This window comes from Spiroplasma sabaudiense Ar-1343, assembly GCF_000565215.1.
Lineage (GTDB): Bacteria > Bacillota_I > Bacilli_A > Mycoplasmatales > Mycoplasmataceae > Spiroplasma_B > Spiroplasma_B sabaudiense.
In genome coordinates, this window is the sequence record NZ_CP006934.1 from 419354 (window position 1) to 437188 (window position 17835).

The window sequence follows — 17835 nt, forward strand, 5'->3', positions numbered from 1 at the left end:
GTCGTTTTTAGTTTCCATAATACAATCGTTATATAAACTCATAGGTGTATAATAAAATTAAGGATATAAGATATCCAAAAGGAGGTACGAAAATGATAACAAAACTATTATTATCACTATCACTCTTAAATTCAGTAGGAAATGCTGCTGTAATAAAAAATTTTAGCGAAAGTTATGCACCAAGAGCAATAAGTAACCTGGAGGATATAATTACATCTAGTGATTTTGGATTAATTACAGATCCAAGTCAGAAAAAAATAAATAATAAGCTAGAAAGCGAATATAATATTGACACAGAACAAACTGAATTGACAAATTTAACCTATTCAGGAGTTAGAGTTAAAGCAAAAGATGATTCAAAAGATTATTTTGGTAGCAAGTATATTAAATTCCAATCAGATCTAACTTATAGATTCACTGGAAAAACAAAGAAAATCAGAAAAGAAGCTTATAATTCGCCTCAAGAAGATCACGATGTATTAAAAATAAATTATACCCCATCTTTAGGAAAAGGTGCTTTTACAGATTATTTCAAACATATAGAATTTGCTTGAAAGGGAATTAGTTGAGATAACGGAATGGGAGGCAAAGGCGGCAATAGATATCATGTTCTATGACGAAATGGAGATTCAAAAGATCCATCAAAAACTGATATCCCTGCAAGAACAGATAATTATGATATCTCTGATAAATCTATGAACAAAACCGAGCTATATAATCGTATTTATAGCGGAGTAAACTGAATGAAATCCTATGCATTTTTTGCATATCATTGAAACAACGAAACAATAAACCTAGAGTTTTATGTGGATGTCTATTGTTACGCAACCGCTTGAAATGCAATGTGGGCGAAAGTAGAAAATCAATTGGAAATTGGTAATTTAAAATTTACTAAATAAGGAGAATTTATGAACCAAGGATTTAAAGTAGTATTCCGGTTTTCTTTTTTAAGAATTATTAAAAATAAAGTTTTTATTATCTTATCAACTATTACTTTAGCTTTAATCATATTAATTCAAAGTTTAACAATGAATATTGGAGATAATATTTTATATAAAAATAATATTGGTTTAATATTTATCGTTGTGCTTGGAATTTTTTGATTATCTTTTGTAAATATCGGCAATGTTGCATCAATCGCTATCACAGACAATCGTAACGGAATTCAAAGTTTAGAAAACCGTCGTGGTTTAAAAAATTCTTCGATCTTTTGGGCCAAATTTTTGCCGCTAAAAATAGTTACAACAACTTTCATTTGCCTAGTTTATTTAATATATGTGATAATTTCAGCGATCTCGCCTGTTTACTTGAAAGATTTTATTATCATTAATTTAGGAACCGGACTCCTAAGTTTAGTGGCCTATGATTTCTTAATATTTGGGGTTACTTTGTTTTTAGCAGCAAGCAGCAAATCTTTAAAAAGAACCTTACCAGCTGTTTGAATTTTAACAACGCTATTTATGTTTTTTGCAATTTTTGGACCGATATTTTTTGCCTTAGCATCTGACGACCGAACATCGAACAACTACAGTCCAATTATAAAAAATGCAAAAGAATTACAAGGGACACAAAATGAAGAAGATAGATTTTTAACTGAATTATACAAAAGTATGAATGAATTAGAAGAAATTTTTGAAGAAAACATCACATCAGATCGATCACATAACGATACATATTTGTTCAGCCATTGATTTATTATTTGACAAACTTTTGACAGTGGGATGTTGCCTTATTTTGGCGAATTAATTGAAGAGGATGCTTTTGCAACTAGTATTGAGAAATACTTCAACAAATTTGAAACTAACTTGGAAGAACAAAAAATTGAAATCAATGAAATAGAACTAAAAAAAAGGATTAAGGATAATTTATACTATCAATTCATTAAAGAAGTAAGTGTTAAATCGCAAGGAGATAAGATTAAAAATTTTAAAAATTCTTTTTATTATAAAAACAGTTCAAAAAATTATAATAAACCTCAACAATTAAAAGAGGTTTTAACTAATTTAAAGAATGTTGATCGCAATAAGTTTGATATTTCAGACAATGAATTAGCAAAATTGCATGATTCATTAATTAATATGTTTAAATTTGAATGAAGTATCTATTCAAACGAAGAAATTCTTAATATCGATCCATATGGAAGACCAGATACAAAAAACATTTTTTACAATTATCAATTCTGAATTAATGACAGTCGTTACTCACCAGGAACTTACTTATTTAATTTATTAAATTACGAATTATTAGGATATTTTGATATGGAAATTAAAGTCGGTGACTATTTTCAATGAACTCCTAAGGCCATTTGAAATTATCGCGCAAACCCATTTATGTGATTTTATGAAATGGTATATTTTTCTGGTAAAAACAATCCAGAAGTAAACTACTTTATGTCAGCGGACGCACCACTACCAATTGCTCAATTTAGCTTTTATGACTTGGATTCTCAAGGAGAATTAATTTACTCTCAACGACCATTTAGTGTATGAGCCAATTATTTGGTGTTTATCGGAATGGGGTCATTACTAATAGGATTGGGTTATCGCGCTTTTTGTAAAACCAAAGACGAAAGAAAGTTGGTTGACTAAATGTTAAAAATAATTGATGTTTCAAAAAATTTCAAAACCGGGGATGGGATAAAAAATTTCAGTTTAGAAATTAAACCAAAAGATATTATTGGCTTGGTTGGAGATAATGGTTCAGGAAAGTCAACTTTGCTAAAAAGTGTTTTTAATGAATACAAAAAAGACTCTGGAGAGGTTTTGTTAAACGATGAATCGATTTATCAAAATCAAAATCTAGCTAAAATTTGTTTTTTCCCCGACCAAAGTGTTTACCCCAAAGATATTTCAATTTCAAAATTTGCCATTTATGATGCGCAACTATGTGGCATGGATAGTAAGGAAGCCCAAGAGCGACTAGAAATGCTTTTAGAAAAATTCGATCTAATTGAATATAAAGATAAAACTTTTTTTGAACTAAGTGCAGGAATGCAAAAACGAGCATTTTTAGTAATTTGTCTAGTAACTCAACCCGATTACATATTTTTAGATGAACCAACCGCTAATTTAGATGTCTCAACTAGAATTGAATTTCACAAAATTTTAAAATTACTAGCCCAAGAAGGGGTGGGGATTTTAATTACTAGTCATATGATCAATGAGTTAGAAGAAATCATTAACCACTTAGTGATAATTGAAAAAGGGGCCACTAGGTATAATAAGCCTTTTGTATCAAAAAAAGATTCTATTGAAGCTATTTATAAAAAAGTAACAAACGTTAAAGTAGAAAAAGACTACTCAAACATTTACACTAAAAATAAATAAAAACGACAATAATTGTCGTTTTTATTTTATCAATGATGAAAACATTATATTAAATAGAGTATAGTATATTAAAACTATCAATTTAAGTGTATCTAAATGGGAGATAAAAGTGCTAACAAAATTTTATCAGCACTATCAATTTTAAATCTGAAAGGAAATGCTGTAATAATAAAAAATATTAGCAAAAACAATGCAACTAGAGCATTAAGCAACCTGAAAGGTATAATTGCAATAAATAACTTTGGATTAATTAAGGATCCAATGAGGATAATTTATCGACCAATGATTTAAAATATTATTTCAATTTTTTAATAGTTATCAAAAATAAAGCTTTCACGTCTTATCAACCATTACTTTTGTCTTAATCATATTGATTCAGAGTTTAACAATGATTTATTAAATCAAAATATTTTTTTTGAAGATAATAAATGCCGCAAAGTTAATTACTATTGTGAAACCTAAAATAATAAGTGATTGAATTCAAAAAATGTAAGAGTAATTTTTTTCTTCAAACTTTATCACATCGAAAGTAGTTTTATTTTTTTCCAAGTTTTTATATTTTTTGTCAAAATAATCTTCTTGTTCCTTGTATCATTGCAAATAATCTGCCTTCCCATCTTTGATTTTAAATTGAGAAGAATTGGCCACTTGAATGGCAAATAGATTACTATCATACAAAGTTTGATAACTAAAATTGGCACCATACATTAAATTATTATAAAAGTAGAAATAATCTCATAAGCTTTTTGCAATAAAATTATCTTCGATTTCTGAAATACTTGTAAAAATATTATGACCATTAATTGATAGGGTTAACATTTCTATAAAAACTAAATTTACTGATGCTACTTGAAAATGGTCTTCATACATTAATTTCACATCGTTTCTAAACTTATTTTGTTCAAAAGTGTTAGTTCCTCTAGTAAAAATTTGTTTATCAGTTCCTGAAAATGTTAGTTTCTTACTTGTTAAATATTCAAAATGATTCAATTGCTCAACAATAGGACTTAAGTAAAGTTTTGTGACTTCGTTTTGACTTTGTTTGATAACATAATTAACATTTTTTTGAACTAATGAACTAACATTGGTGTAATTTGAAAAATCATTTCCTAAGATAAAGGGTAGGGATGATATTATATCTTCACTTTCATTTAGCATTAAAATTTTTTCAATATCTTCAAAAACTATTTTCAAAGAATTGGTCTTAGGTAAAAGCTCAACAACATCCTTAATTGTGCCGTTTTCTAATTTTAAATACTCAAATCCCTGGATAGAGTTTTCTTTAGAAATCCTAATGAATTCCTCAAAGTCACCAATAAAGTTCTTTGTTTGATCGTTGCTTTGATAGTTTTTTTTCAAAGAATCAGAGATATTTTTTATTTTTCCAAACTTAGAATTGATATCTATTTCTTGAGAAAATGTTTGTCGCATTTTTAAGTTTTGAGTTGTACTATCAACAATTGGGGTTAAAAGAAATCCTACTGCTAATAAGGTTGATATAATAATAGCTGCAGTTTCTGAAAATAGTCCAATCACTAAATTAGTAATAGCAAAGAATATTAAAATAAAAAATAGAATAAATAAATGCGAACCCATAATTTGTTGAGAAGAAAAATGAAAACTGACATTATAAGATAGTGATATGATTGTGGTTGTTATTAAACTAATAAAAACATTTATTAACAAAATAGTTAAAATATAAGCACCAATTAATAAACTTCTCATCAAAAACTGCTCTTTGGGCTTTCAACCATTTCTAATCTCAATATCAAAGATACCTTCACTTTTTTGCTTTTTAAAAAAATAATTAAATAGAAATATCATTTGCACTCCAAAAAGCAGTGATAACGCCGAGCTTTTAAAAATGATTATATATACAAACAAAGTTCCCCCAATTGACTCGGTAAATAAAAGTCCTTGAAAAATATCAAAAAGTAAGTTAACTATTATTAGCAAAGCTGTCATTAATACGATGGCTTTTTTAGCCATTAATATTTTAAGGTTTAAGAAACCACAAACTAAACTATTTTTCATTATTTTTTGTTTCTCCCAAGTTGGTTTTTATCAACCCAGAAAAATCTTTTTTCTGGGTTGGACAAAACTCATTATAGATGTCAATTATTTTATCCTTTTTATTATTAAAATCTTTATCATAAACTATTTTACCTTTATTTATAACAATCAAGTGATTGATATATTGTTGAAGTTCATCGATAATATGAGAAGTAATTAAGATTCCTTTGTTTGATTGGCTTAGTAGTTTAATTATTTCCATTAATTCTTCACGGCTTTCAATATCTAAATTAGCAGTGGGTTCATCTAAAATAATATAATCGGGGTTATTAATTAATGTTGCAACTAAAATACCTTTCTTTTTTAATCCTGCAGAAAGTTCGCCAAAGTTTTTATTGCAAATACTATCCAGAGACAATGTTTTAATAATTGAATTGGCTTCAATTACCGCTTTTTTTAAATCCATTCCCGCACAAACTGCATTGTAAATTGCATAATCAATAACTTTCATTTTTAGTGGGATATTGTTTGAATCTGGAAAGAATGCTAATTTTGACAGATTTGCTGACTGGATTTTCTCACCATCTAATAAAATTTCTCCATTTGAGTAACTTACTAAATTAAAGATGCATTTAATTGTTGTGGTTTTTCCTGCTCCATTTGATCCAACCAAGCCAATAATTTGTGACTTTGAAAAATCAAACGAGACATTTTCAATTCCGGTGTTATCTTGATATTTTTTAGTTATATTTCTAAGTTCTAACATATGCGGCCTCAATTAATCTATTATTATATTAAGATTATACAATTATTAAATAAAAAAATCATACGAAAAACGCATGATAATAAGGCTGAGGGATTTACTTGTTCATTTCTTGAATCACAAATTTGACATAAAAAGCGATTCTGAAAAATATGGTCTATCTTATTAATTAGACGATCCAACTGACAAATTTATTATTTTTTATATAAAATTTAAGGAATCAAAAATTTTTGATTAATTTTTTTAGTTTACAAGTCAACCCTTACTTTAATTCATAAATTAGTTTACCTAATAAGTATCCCAAAACTGCAGACCTCATTAATATTGAAATATTTTCGCGATCGGGATAGTCAACAATCACAAAAAAACTTGCATTCAAAAACTTATGTCTTTGAGAAGATGAAGTTATAACAACTACATTGGCACATTTTTGTAAAGCTATCTGATAAAAATTAACAACGTATTGATTATCCAAACCAAATGCAAAGAAGACAAATAAGTCTTCTTTTTTTGCTTTTGTTAGTCAAGCAGAATTGCTTTTTCTTTGGCTATTGAAAAAAGCATTGAATCCTAAAAACTGCAGTTCGCTTGCAAATAGTTCGACAATATCATTTTGTTCATAACTAGCAATTAAATAAATATTTGAAACTTTTTCAATCAGGTCTTTCAACTTATCAATACCTTCCACTTGCGCATCAATCATGTCCAAGTTTTGATCAAAGAATTTACGATAATTACTTAATTTAAAGGCATTTTGATTAACTTTTAAATTATTTTGAGTGGGGTAGTATTCGTTTTCGACCTTAATGCGTAAGGCGATTTCTCGAAAACCATCATAGCCATATTTTTTAGCAAAAGCTGTCAGAACTGATTCGCTGACAAAACAATTAATTGCACATTCTTTGCTTTTAACAGGAACACCATTTTCCATACAATTTAGTAAATATTTAGCTATTAAAGTATAAGAGGGATTCTCCATACTGTTACTAATAATAGTCAAGTTTTCTTTAATACTTTTAAACATACGATTCTGCTCCTTATTTCTTTAATTATAACTAAAATAACCTCTATTATTTCAAAAGTACTTTCTAATTTGAAAACTAGATTTGGATGTTCCAACTTTGATTTAGTTTCCACTTTGTTTTTGATATAAAAATAATGTGGAAATATTTCGCAAAAAGGAGAGATATAAATGTTAAAATTTCCAAAAGATTTTCAACTGGGAGCATCTTTTAGTGCGATGCAAACAGAAGGTAAAGGGACTACTAAAATTGGTAAACTAACAATGGATACTTACTTTGAAGAACATCGCGAGTTGTTTTATCAACAAGTTGGACCTGAATTAACCAGTGATATCATGAATCATTATGTTGATGACATTGCTAAATTCAAAGAAATTGGTTTAGATTCAATTCGTACCGGTTTTTCATGAGCACGATTATTCCCGGATGGAGTAAATGTTAATCTTGAAGCTGTTTCTTATTATCATAAATTTATTCAAGAATTCAAAAAAAATAACATTAAGTTATATATGACAATGTTTCATTTTGATATGCCAATGTGAGCCCACGAACTGGGAGCTTGGGCTAGTCGTGAAGTAATTGACAAGTTTGTGAGTTATTGTGAATTTGTTTTTCAAGAGTTTGGTGATGAAGTTGATTATTATGTAACTTTTAATGAACCATTGGTAACAGTTTTTGAAGGCTATACCGGGGTGATGCATTATCCCGCAATTAATGATCCCAAACAAGCGGTTCAACAAGGTTATGGAATTTTTTTAGCACATGCTAAAGTTGTTAAAGCTTTTAGAAAATTTAAATTACAAGCTCCGATTGGTGTGGTTTATAATTGAAACTTCACACACCCATATTCACAAAGTGAAGCAGATGTTAAAGCGGCTCGAATCTATGATGCTTATGTAAATCGTGGTCCTTTGAATATTATGGTTAGCGGAACTATTGACCCTGTTTTGGTAGAAACTTTAAAAGAATTTAATGTACTACCAAAGTACAGCAAACAAGAACTAGAAGTGATTAAAGAAACTAAAGTTGATTTCTTAGGAATTAATTATTACTTTCCTTGTCGTGTTCAAGCCACACCAAATAAGCAAGCTCGCTGAGTTTTAGAAACTATGAAAATAGCAATTCCTCCAACAGCTAAAATCAATCCCCATCGAGGATGAGAAATTTATCCTGAAGGATTGTATGAAATCGCTATGGCTATTAAAACAGAGTTAAACAATATTCCCTGATATATCGCTGAAAACGGAATGGGTGTTGAAAATGAAGCTCAGTATCGTGGAGCTGATGGAATCATAAATGATACTTATCGAATTGATTATCTAAATGATCATTTAACTCAAGTAAAAAAGGGGTTAGATGAAGGTAGCAATTGTTTTGGTTATCATTTATGAACCGCTCTGGACTGTTGAAGTTTTAGAAACACCTATAAAAATCGTTATGGTTTAATTGAAGTTAATTTAGCAGATCAAAGTCGTAAATTAAAACAATCAGCTTACTGATATCAAAGTCTAATTAATAATAAAGCAAAATAAGGAGTCGTTATGAAAAAAAACAAAAATTATGAAGTTTATGTAAAGCAACTCTTTGATAGTCTTGGGGGCTATGAAAATATTAAGTATTTTACTCATTGTATGACAAGAATGCGTTTTCAACTTCATGACTGAGAAAAAGTTGATGAAGCCAGTATTAAAAATGGGGAATATGCTTCAGGGATTAATAAAAATAAAAGTAACGGAGAATTCCAAATCATAATTGGAGCTGATGTTCCCAAATTTTATAAAGTTTTTTGTGAAGTTAACAGTTATCAAGATGATGGTAAAACAATTATTGAAAAGGATGCTAATTTCTCAACTAAACAAGCCACTGAAATCAAAGCTATGAAAGAAAAATTTAAAGTAAAAGGATTTTTAAATACTAGTCTAGCTTTTATTTCTAAAGTCTTTTCTCCGATTGTTGTACCTTTAGTGGGTTATGGATTAATTTTAACTCTGTGATCACTTTTAACTGTTGAGTGAAGTGGAGAAGGGAGTAGTGCAGCGGCTAGTTCACATTTTATCGGCCAACTAGTTGGAATATTAGATATTTTAGTAGGAGCCTTTTCCTTATTCATTACTATTGTAATTGGATACACTGTTTTTAAAGCAATGCAGGGAAATGGAATTTATGGAATTATAATTGCTGTAGTTCTAACAGCTCCAGGACTTATAACAATGGGGGATGTTAAACCTGAACCAGGACAAAGTATTTTACAAGCATATGAAGGATGAACTCTATTTGGTGAAGGAATAGTTTATCCTTGAAAAATAAATTTCAATGGTTTAATTATTCCAATGATTATTGTAGCAATTCTTGGGGCTTACATTGAGCGTGGAACTGAAAGAATTAACAATAATACTGCAAAAATGATTTTAGCACCAGTTTTAATAATTGGGGGAACTTTTATCTTTGCAATCTTTATAATGGCCCCAATTGGATTGCTATTTACTAACTACTTATCAATTGCAATTAACTGATTGAGCACAAATTCAATTGCCAAATATATTGCTATTCCTGTAATCGGGGGGCTATATGGTCCTTTAGTAATTACAGGATTACACCATTCTTTAACTCCAATTATTTTACAAGGTCAGGCGACTTATGGGGCAACTGTGATTCAAGGATTTATTACAATTTCAAATATCTCTCAAGGGATTGCTTCAATTGCCTTTGTAATTTTACACAGAAGAGTAATGAAAATGAAGGACTTAGGAATTTCTAACGGTGTCTCTGCCATTGTTGGGGGAATTACTGAACCATCATTGTATACTATTAATCTAAAACACTTATTTCCTTTAATTGCTTGTTCAATCGGAGTATTTTGTGGAACCTTAATATTAGTGGCCTCAAACACTTACGCCTTACAAGGGAGTAGTTCAATTTTTGGAATCTTAATGTACCTACAAAATGCTCCCGCTCAAACTGGGGTAACCACTTGAATTGGGGGAGGTTATCTATGAGGAGTTATCTCTATTATGGTCAGTTGTGGGGTGACTTTCTCAATGACAATATTTTTAGGAAAAACTAAATACTTCTGAAACCGTAGTGCTTCATTAATTTTAGAAGACTATGGCGAAGATATTGTTAAGTTAAGAACTATTCCCAAAGATGAATGAAAAGGGATTATAGAAATTGAAAAAACTAAAAAAATCGAAGCTAAAAATTTAAAAAAATCGACTAAAGCAAAAAAAGTCTAAAACTCAATATTCATTATAATAATTTCAAAAACCTCATTAAAAAAAATATGAGGTTTTTATTTTATTTATAGTAGACAGATAAACAATTTAAATGTGCTATAACGGTAGAAAAAGAATCTGTTTGCAGTGACACCAACCTTTATCTTGAGATTATAACTTTATAAATTCACAAGATCAAAGGGAGAAAGATCATGTTTAAAATTAGTTCGATATTGCTTTCAAGTTTAATAGCAACACCAAACTTGCTAGCAATAAAAAATGTTAACAACCAAAATAATAATAATATCTTAGTTCAAGAAGCTAATATGGAATCCCAAGTCAGGTCATCAGGGGGCAATCCAATTGGTACGCCAGCCACAGATAGGGAAATCCTTAGATTTTCTAATAAGGTGACAAACTATCAATAATTTACAAAACTAAAATCTAATAAATCATTTGGCTATACAGATAAAACTGTTTTAAGAGGCTCAATTGGATTGTGTGAATATATTTCTTTGTCAACGATAATGACATATTTGGAATTATTTAAATCTCCATCTGTTTTTACCCAAAAATCTTTTAATGATTATTTTGATTACTCAGGAAGCGATTACAGCGAGGAAATCATTGCACCATATCACAAATACTTTCAAAACAGTAAACCTGAAAAATCTTTACCAGTCAAATTATGAGAACTAAATAATAAAAAAACAGATTTACTAGGAGGAGGTTCTGTTCACAATGCTTTTAGAAAGTGAAATAAGCATCTAAATTTGCCTTGAAAAATTGATGATGAATACAGTGCTGCTTGGTGACATACTTCAAGTCCTGAGGAGTGACTTATTAAATACGATGTTCCAGTTATGGTTTCTTGAGTTAAAAATCAGCATAATATTGTGATTTATGGATATGATAAACCCACAAAAAGGTATTTGGTTCATTACGGATGAGGATATCAACAATCTCGAATTATAAATAAAGCGGATATTTGAAGACTTTCTTCAATGGGTTTTTGAAACGCTTTTTATCCAACCCCAAATGTAGTTAAGGGAGAATTAAAACCTTTATTTAAATATAATGGTCAAAAATACAATTGAACCCAGTTAGAAAATATGGGATTTAGTGCTGATGATATTAAGGAAATGTAAATAGTGAAAGGAACTTTAATATCAAAAAAATAATTTTAACAAGCTATCGGGTTTAGTAGCAACAACCACAAGTTCAATGGTTGTCTCTTGTGGGGAACCTGGAATTGAATTGGACAGTGTTATTCAAGAAAGGAATTTAGGATTTATCCCAATTCCAAAAAAGGAGTTAGTCATGGAAAGAATAAAGGAATTAAATCCCAATATTGATTATTCAAGAATTGATTTGTCGCTACGACCAAATGTTGCCACCCTTTGGCAATTACCGGGAGGATCAGCTTATAAAATAAGCAGTAACGCTAAGTTGTATTATAATTCAAAACTAAGTTTTGGAGGTATTGACGAACCCAATTTTAAGTGCAATTTCAATAAGTTTCAAAGTAAGAGCAGTTTTATTGTTAATATTTTAGACGAAACCTATGATCCAGAAACAGATGGGAAAATTTCTTACAACATTGAAAGATACGTAGACATAAAATATGTAGTCGATAAAAATAATGATTTCATCATAGTTACGGTTAAAAATACAAACGCTGATATTGGTTATGAATTTTATGAGAAAAATACTATTATATATTGACATGATGTGCTCCTGGTAAGTATTGATATGACATTTAATTAAATTTTGCAATGAATTTAGGATTTATCCCGAGCATTGAAGAATTGTAAGCGAAGAAAAAAATAAATATTAAATTCTAATCTTGATTTGTTTAAATTTAATTTAATTAATTTTTAAATTAAAATTTTTTATAATTTAATTAATAAATAAAACTCTAGAATAATATTTTGTTCTTCTGGAGTCTTACTTTAAATGCATTGCAAATGTTTGTTATTTAATTTTTTGATTTTATCAAAATCAAAAGCAGAATAATTTTTGATTGTTAAGTTTATCTTTAGTTTAAACAGTTACAATCTTTAAATATTTTTATAGATTATTGGAAAAAATTGCTAAAACAAATTTATCAAAAAATAAATTTGAAATTATTAAAGTGAGGTGATCAAAATTTTTTTTGAAATTAATTTGATTAGCTTTTTTTAAGAAGCAATAGGAAAAATTAAATTCTTTTTCATTTAATTTTATTTTCAATCTTGGATTTTTTTAATTTTTATTTTTAATTGATTTTAATAATTATTTTAAAAATTAAAATTATTATTTAAATCAATGCTACAATATTTTTGTACATAACTAAGGGAGGTCAAGTTTTTACGATGTACATGATTTTATACAATTGTAAAACTTAACATACAGTTAAAAAATATATTTAAGAATCCTTTTTTATAATTTAATTATTGCTATTTCAATATAAATTAAATTGAGGAGTGAAATTTTGAAAAAAACAAATTCTATGATAGATGTCTCGCTTTCAGCGTCGTCTTCAAATGATACTACTGAAAATGAAATTTATCAATCGACTAGCGAACCCTCTAACTCTCAACAATCACCAGCTAATACTATTTTTAATATAGGTTTAAATGAAAAAGTAGTAGGGGGCATCAATTCTCGCTACACTAGAAGCGGCTCGTTAACACTTTTTAAGCTTTTGGATTTTGCCGACGACATCGACGATTTTAAATCAAAGATTAAGTTTATTGAATATGAAGATTCTACAGTACGACACTATTCTCAGGGAAATTATTATATATCTAAAGAATTGAAATACTCCCAGATTCCCACATCTGTACTGGATATGGGCAAAAAGAAATTTTTTTATAACTATGATAATCTTGGGTGATCCAATCATCAATCAAGAATTGATTTAACGTATGAAGTGGTACCTTTTTCAAGGATAGTAATACTTCATTGAGAAATGTTTGCAGAGGGACGTTTGGCATTTACAGACCCTTGAGTTTCTTGAAGATTTAATCAATTTATGTTAGTAAATGCATAAAAAATCTGAGGTTTATTAATAAATTTATTTTGAAAATGGGGGTTTAAATGAAAGAGACACTTAATTCAATCAATGACACAGTATTAGATTCTGAGACAAATTTGGTATCAGAAGAAGACTTATCTCAACCACAAAAAACTAAAGAAAATGATGATCTTAAAAGACAGGTCAGCACAACTCCAGAATTTGAAGTTACACTTGATATCACTAATGGTAGAACATTCGTTGAAGGATTATCAACCATAAGAGATACCCTGGTGGCGACCAGAGGGGTTGCTACTAGAATAGCTCAAGTAGGTCATATTGGCGAACAATTGATCAGTTTAGAAGGAAGACAAGACGGCTGCTTTATATTGAATTTGCGACACTATGGAATTGAACAAGAAGGGGGTCGGTATATAAGAATTATTGTTACTCTTGGTGATTTATATGTTGCAGGAATGATAAATAATAATAATGAGTACTTTCATTTTGGTGATGCTGATCAACAATTTAGAAATATTAATGGGTTTGCAACTGCTGGAATACTTTATCGTTCAGGAAATTATAATCACTTAATTGGTAATGGTGATTTGCAAATTAATTGGGCAGCCATTTCAAATATGTATCAAAGTTTATTAAATTTTAGCTCTAGTTCTAATTCTTCAGGAGGACAAAATAAAAATTTGGTAATACTAATTACTCTGATTTCTGAATCGCTGCGTTTTTATCGAATAACATCTTTAATGGCTGGGGCACTAGAAGAAGATTCGTTCAACTCAATAAATTGGGGTGAAAGAATACGACCAACAGTCACTAATTGAGGAGGAATTACTAGAACATTTTGAGATAATTCTTATCCTTTTGATGCTATTCGTTGACTTTTTATATTATCATTTTATGCTAATAAGCCCAATGGATAAAACAAAAATAAGAATATCAATTTAAAATTTGTTTTAAAACACTATCTAAATTTATTGGTAGTGTTTTTTTGTACCAAAATTTTTTGTAAAATCAAAATTTTAGAATTATTAAAAATTTATTCAAATAATTTTTCCTCAGTAAAACTATTTGAATAAATTTTTTAGCATATCCAAAAACCTTGCAAAAAATATTGCAAGGTTTTTAAGATTATTTCAAATAATCTAAATTTTTACCAACTAATTTTTATAAATTTCAACTTCAAAATCGGTTTTAATTTTTCCTACTGGCATTGTATCTGTGAAATATTTAAAACCACTTGAAGAATATGTGCTTCCACGTTTTGTTTGTAACTTAATCGATCACACACCATCGTAACTTTCGTAAGTGAAGTACGCATTAGTATATTCACCAGCATTACTTTGATCTTGGAATCAATATCAATTTGAATATCCTTCATCTTCAACGATTCAGTGGTCATTTGTATCTGGATAAGAAACAGCTCATTTAGGTGTTTTAAATTGATCTTTTTCAATTTTGTTATCCTTAATAAATTCACTTACTTCATTTAGTCAATCCACCATCTCATCAAACTTGGTGGAATGTGAAGTTGCGTCCAATTCGGTTTGCAATTTAAAAGTTACTTTTTTTGAAGAATCTTTTAGCTCTATTGAATATGAAGATGTGAAATTACTTGATATAGCCATTCCATCTAGTTTTTGACCTTGGTAACCGCTCAAGTCAATTGTAAGTTCTTCTCCATCAACTACGACGTCTGCAAAATAGTTAAATTCATATCTAGCTTTAGGTGGATCGTTTGAAATTACTGTATAGGCTTTTTTAATTTCATAGTTGTCAGAATTCAAAAGCTTTTCTAGTTTATCTAAGTCTTTGATTTTAGCCTGATGAGCACCGACTCTAAATTTGATATATCCGCTTAAGATATAAGCTTCATCACATCCTGTAGCTTTCATTTGACTTTTAACATCATTTACAAAATTAACAAAACTTTCAGTTTCATCATAGGTCCCAGGAATAAGTTGATGTCAGTTTCCAGGCACTGCATATCTGGAAGTATCAACAAATTGACTTACTTGAATGATGTTTCTAGCAAACTCAACATTTGAAGTCATTGCCATCACTGGGGCTGCCCCTGAAACAATTAGTGACATTGCGCCAAGAGTACTTAATAATTTTTTCATATTTTCTCCTTTTCTTCCCGCCCACCCAACCTTATTTATATAATAAACTCTATTTAGTATATATTCCACACATTATAAGTTTAAATGGAAATTTTACTGATTATTATTTAAATATTTTTGGAGGATTAATCAGATACATTTAAAGATAGTTATACTTAGGCTCTACCTCTGTATTATTTGCTTTTGTCTCAAAAAATTAAGTTTGAAAGCAGGGCAGGGCTTAAAAGATTTTATAATTATTGTTGGGTTTATCTTTAAATATAAGACAAAATGCAAAATCTTATTAAATTAAAAAAGACCTTACCAGAATTTCTGGAAAGGTCTTAGATAATGCTATTATCTTGATTTCATATTTTTAAATTTATTCTAGGATAAATTGCACTTTAGTAGGTCCAGTTTCTGCGAAAGCCACTGTTGCAAAAAATGCTTTGGCTCCAAACACATCTCCACCTCCTGGTAAATTCGAGCTAGTATTAATTCAAAGAAATGCTAGATTTGCTTTTTCTCACATTGCATTATTGTGATAAAAGCGAATATATCCTTGTTCATTAACTTCAAATTCAGTTCCAAATCCAGTATAACCGTTTATATAGTCTTCAACTTTGCTTTCCGGGTTTTTATTTTTAAATTTTAAAATTTCTTGATAAATAAGTTCATCAAAATAATCTTTATTTTTATATCTTTTGTTGAACTGCAAATCAGCAAGACTTAGGTTTGGTGGTAAATTTAGTTTAAAAATGTAATCTTCATTGTCATCTTCAAAATTGTATAGTTGTTTATTAAATTCTAGTGAAACTTTAATAAAATCATTAAATAAGTCTTGGGTATTTGCAAAACTAGTTTTTTGACGACTAAAGACATAATTCTCTGGTAGGGCAAAACTAATTGTTTTATCAGGGAAATTTGGGTTTTGATAGTTAACAAATAAATTATTTACTTTCATTCCAAAAACACCAACAACTCTTTTTTCTTCATTGTCGTTAGCGTCGATTTCAAATTGCGAACCGGTTTGAGCTAGCATATTTTTGAACCGTGCGCTTATACTCATTGAATAAAGAGTTCGATAGACACTCATAGCTATTGAAGATGTTGTATCTCCGGTATTGGGAAAATCTTTGGGTTGGGATTCTTTAACATATCCCGAATAATTCGCTGCAATTATTTTTGACAGTTCATCAGATGAAATTTTGTTGCGAATGAAATAGTCTTTGATGTTAGTGACTCTGCTATCAGAATCATTACTTCACTCATGAGTTCCTATATAACCACTAGTTGAGTCAGTCACGTTATTCGCCAAATATTGTGAACTAATAGTCAATTGAGAAACATCTGTTGTTAAATTGTTATCAATTGAGGGCAGATTTGTCAGTAATTCATTAAAAACTTCGCCAACATTAGAATTAGTTTGTGAAAATTGAGCTGTTTTTAGAGCATCTCCTGAATCACTAATAAATTCAAACTTGTTAGCAAATTGTGAACTGGCCAATTCTGTTTGAATTTTATCAGAAAGCTCGCTCAACTCAGTGGCAAGGTCGGGGATTCTAATAAAATTCATTTCAAAATTACTAGCAATATGGGTAATTTCTTTTTCAAATGCTTGATCTCGTAAGGTAACAGGAGTGCTAATTTGATAAGATAGTTTAATTGCACCCTCATCTAATAAACTTAATTTGGCATTTCTAATATCATAGAAATTTTGTAATGGGTTTTGTTTTTCATAGAGTACTCCAGCCAAATTAATATCACTGGAAATAGCAGTGTTAACTTCGCGACTAATTGTGTTTCATTCAATTATGCTTTGGATATCTTCACTCAATCCTTTATAAGCTTCGCTGCCTTCGCTGATGTTAACATCACCAGTTCCACCATTGGTGGCAATTAGTTCATCCAAGTTTTGAAAACTTAGAAATTCAAATCCCAAATTGGGTTCGTCTTCTTCATCGATAAAGTAGTATTTAGATAAGTTAGTATTTAGATATGAGGAGGTAATAGTTGATATTAAACTAAGAGCGTCGCGTTTGGCAACTTCAAAGTCAAATTCATCGGTAGTATCTGGTTTTTTATTGTTATTACAAGCCACAACACTTAATGGTGCTGACACAGCTAAACTAGAAGTGGCTAAAATCGTTAATAACTTTTTCATAAAAATTCTCCTTTTTTATACTAATAACTTAGTATGCCTTCATTATAAAGTGTTTTAAGTTAAAAACAACTATAAGTGTTCTAAACATTTATTTGTTTTGTATAAGTTTTATATAAAGATTTTGATAAATTATCATATCAACAACCTCTTTAAAAATTAACACTGACTTTTAATGATTTGAAGAGTGGTTTGATTCAAAAAAACCTTATTGAAATATTTC

At 29.2% G+C, this 17835-nt stretch carries 15 protein-coding genes and 1 pseudogene; 11 read left to right on the top strand and 5 right to left on the bottom strand.

Features of this window, described 5'->3' with window-relative positions:
• Positions 1–92: 92 nt before the first annotated feature.
• The 4 genes from SSABA_RS01960 (at position 93) to SSABA_RS01975 (ending at position 3617) form a co-directional block, all read left to right on the top strand.
• Entirely contained in the window at positions 93–899 is an 807-nt protein-coding gene (locus SSABA_RS01960; protein WP_025250920.1) for a hypothetical protein, read from the top strand.
• 9 nt (positions 900–908) lie between these two features.
• Positions 909–2588 (top strand): ABC transporter permease, encoded by a 1680-nt coding sequence (locus SSABA_RS01965; protein ID WP_025250921.1) that lies wholly within the window; start codon positions 909–911, stop codon positions 2586–2588.
• On the top strand, positions 2589–3326 hold the full coding sequence (locus SSABA_RS01970; protein ID WP_025250922.1) for an ABC transporter ATP-binding protein: 738 nt from the start codon (positions 2589–2591) through the stop codon (positions 3324–3326).
• Positions 3327–3422: 96 nt separating this feature from the next.
• Positions 3423–3617, top strand: coding sequence for a hypothetical protein (locus tag SSABA_RS01975; protein WP_025250923.1), 195 nt, complete (start codon positions 3423–3425; stop codon positions 3615–3617).
• A 105-nt stretch (positions 3618–3722) separates the two neighbouring features.
• Here SSABA_RS01975 and SSABA_RS01980 read toward each other — a convergent pair whose 3' ends face one another.
• The 3 genes from SSABA_RS01980 to SSABA_RS01990 all read right to left on the bottom strand — a co-directional run bounded on the left by SSABA_RS01980 (position 3723) and on the right by SSABA_RS01990 (position 7126).
• Complete coding sequence (locus tag SSABA_RS01980; RefSeq protein WP_025250924.1) at positions 3723–5360, bottom strand: hypothetical protein; 1638 nt, start codon at positions 5358–5360, stop codon at positions 3723–3725.
• Positions 5350–6105, bottom strand: coding sequence for an ABC transporter ATP-binding protein (locus SSABA_RS01985; protein ID WP_025250925.1), 756 nt, complete (start codon positions 6103–6105; stop codon positions 5350–5352). Before SSABA_RS01985 ends, SSABA_RS01980 begins: the two co-directional genes overlap by 11 nt.
• Positions 6106–6364: 259 nt before the next feature.
• Positions 6365–7126 (bottom strand): MurR/RpiR family transcriptional regulator, encoded by a 762-nt coding sequence (locus SSABA_RS01990; RefSeq protein WP_025250926.1) that lies wholly within the window; start codon positions 7124–7126, stop codon positions 6365–6367.
• A 168-nt stretch (positions 7127–7294) separates the two neighbouring features.
• On the opposite strand from SSABA_RS01990, the gene SSABA_RS01995 reads away from it, so the two are divergent.
• The 7 genes and pseudogenes from SSABA_RS01995 (at position 7295) to SSABA_RS02025 (ending at position 14272) form a co-directional block, all read left to right on the top strand.
• Complete coding sequence (locus tag SSABA_RS01995) at positions 7295–8656, top strand: glycoside hydrolase family 1 protein (protein WP_025250927.1); 1362 nt, start codon at positions 7295–7297, stop codon at positions 8654–8656.
• Between the two features lie 9 nt (positions 8657–8665).
• Positions 8666–10357 (top strand): PTS transporter subunit EIIB, encoded by a 1692-nt coding sequence (locus SSABA_RS02000; protein WP_025250928.1) that lies wholly within the window; start codon positions 8666–8668, stop codon positions 10355–10357.
• Between the two features lie 191 nt (positions 10358–10548).
• A complete protein-coding gene (locus SSABA_RS02005) occupies positions 10549–10764 on the top strand; it encodes a hypothetical protein (protein WP_025250929.1) in 216 nt (71 codons plus the stop codon).
• 12 nt (positions 10765–10776) lie between these two features.
• Positions 10777–11484, top strand: a pseudogene (locus SSABA_RS02010) (putative cysteine peptidase); the annotation flags it as partial.
• Between the two features lie 172 nt (positions 11485–11656).
• Positions 11657–12103, top strand: a complete 447-nt coding sequence (locus SSABA_RS02015; protein ID WP_025250931.1) for a hypothetical protein — start codon at positions 11657–11659, stop codon at positions 12101–12103.
• A gap of 724 nt (positions 12104–12827) precedes the next feature.
• On the top strand, positions 12828–13370 hold the full coding sequence (locus tag SSABA_RS02020; protein ID WP_148293474.1) for a hypothetical protein: 543 nt from the start codon (positions 12828–12830) through the stop codon (positions 13368–13370).
• A 47-nt stretch (positions 13371–13417) separates the two neighbouring features.
• Positions 13418–14272: a ribosome-inactivating family protein gene (locus SSABA_RS02025; protein WP_025250933.1), complete on the top strand. Its 855-nt coding sequence runs from the start codon at positions 13418–13420 to the stop codon at positions 14270–14272.
• Between the two features lie 237 nt (positions 14273–14509).
• Here the strand turns inward: SSABA_RS02025 and SSABA_RS02030 are convergent, their stop codons facing one another.
• Together SSABA_RS02030 and SSABA_RS02035 are read right to left on the bottom strand one after the other, a co-directional pair.
• Positions 14510–15472 (bottom strand): hypothetical protein, encoded by a 963-nt coding sequence (locus SSABA_RS02030; RefSeq protein WP_025250934.1) that lies wholly within the window; start codon positions 15470–15472, stop codon positions 14510–14512.
• A 361-nt stretch (positions 15473–15833) separates the two neighbouring features.
• The gene (locus SSABA_RS02035) at positions 15834–17615 is read right to left on the bottom strand and encodes a hypothetical protein (RefSeq protein ID WP_025250935.1); all 1782 of its coding nucleotides are present in this window, start codon (positions 17613–17615) and stop codon (positions 15834–15836) included.
• Positions 17616–17835: the final 220 nt, after the last annotated feature.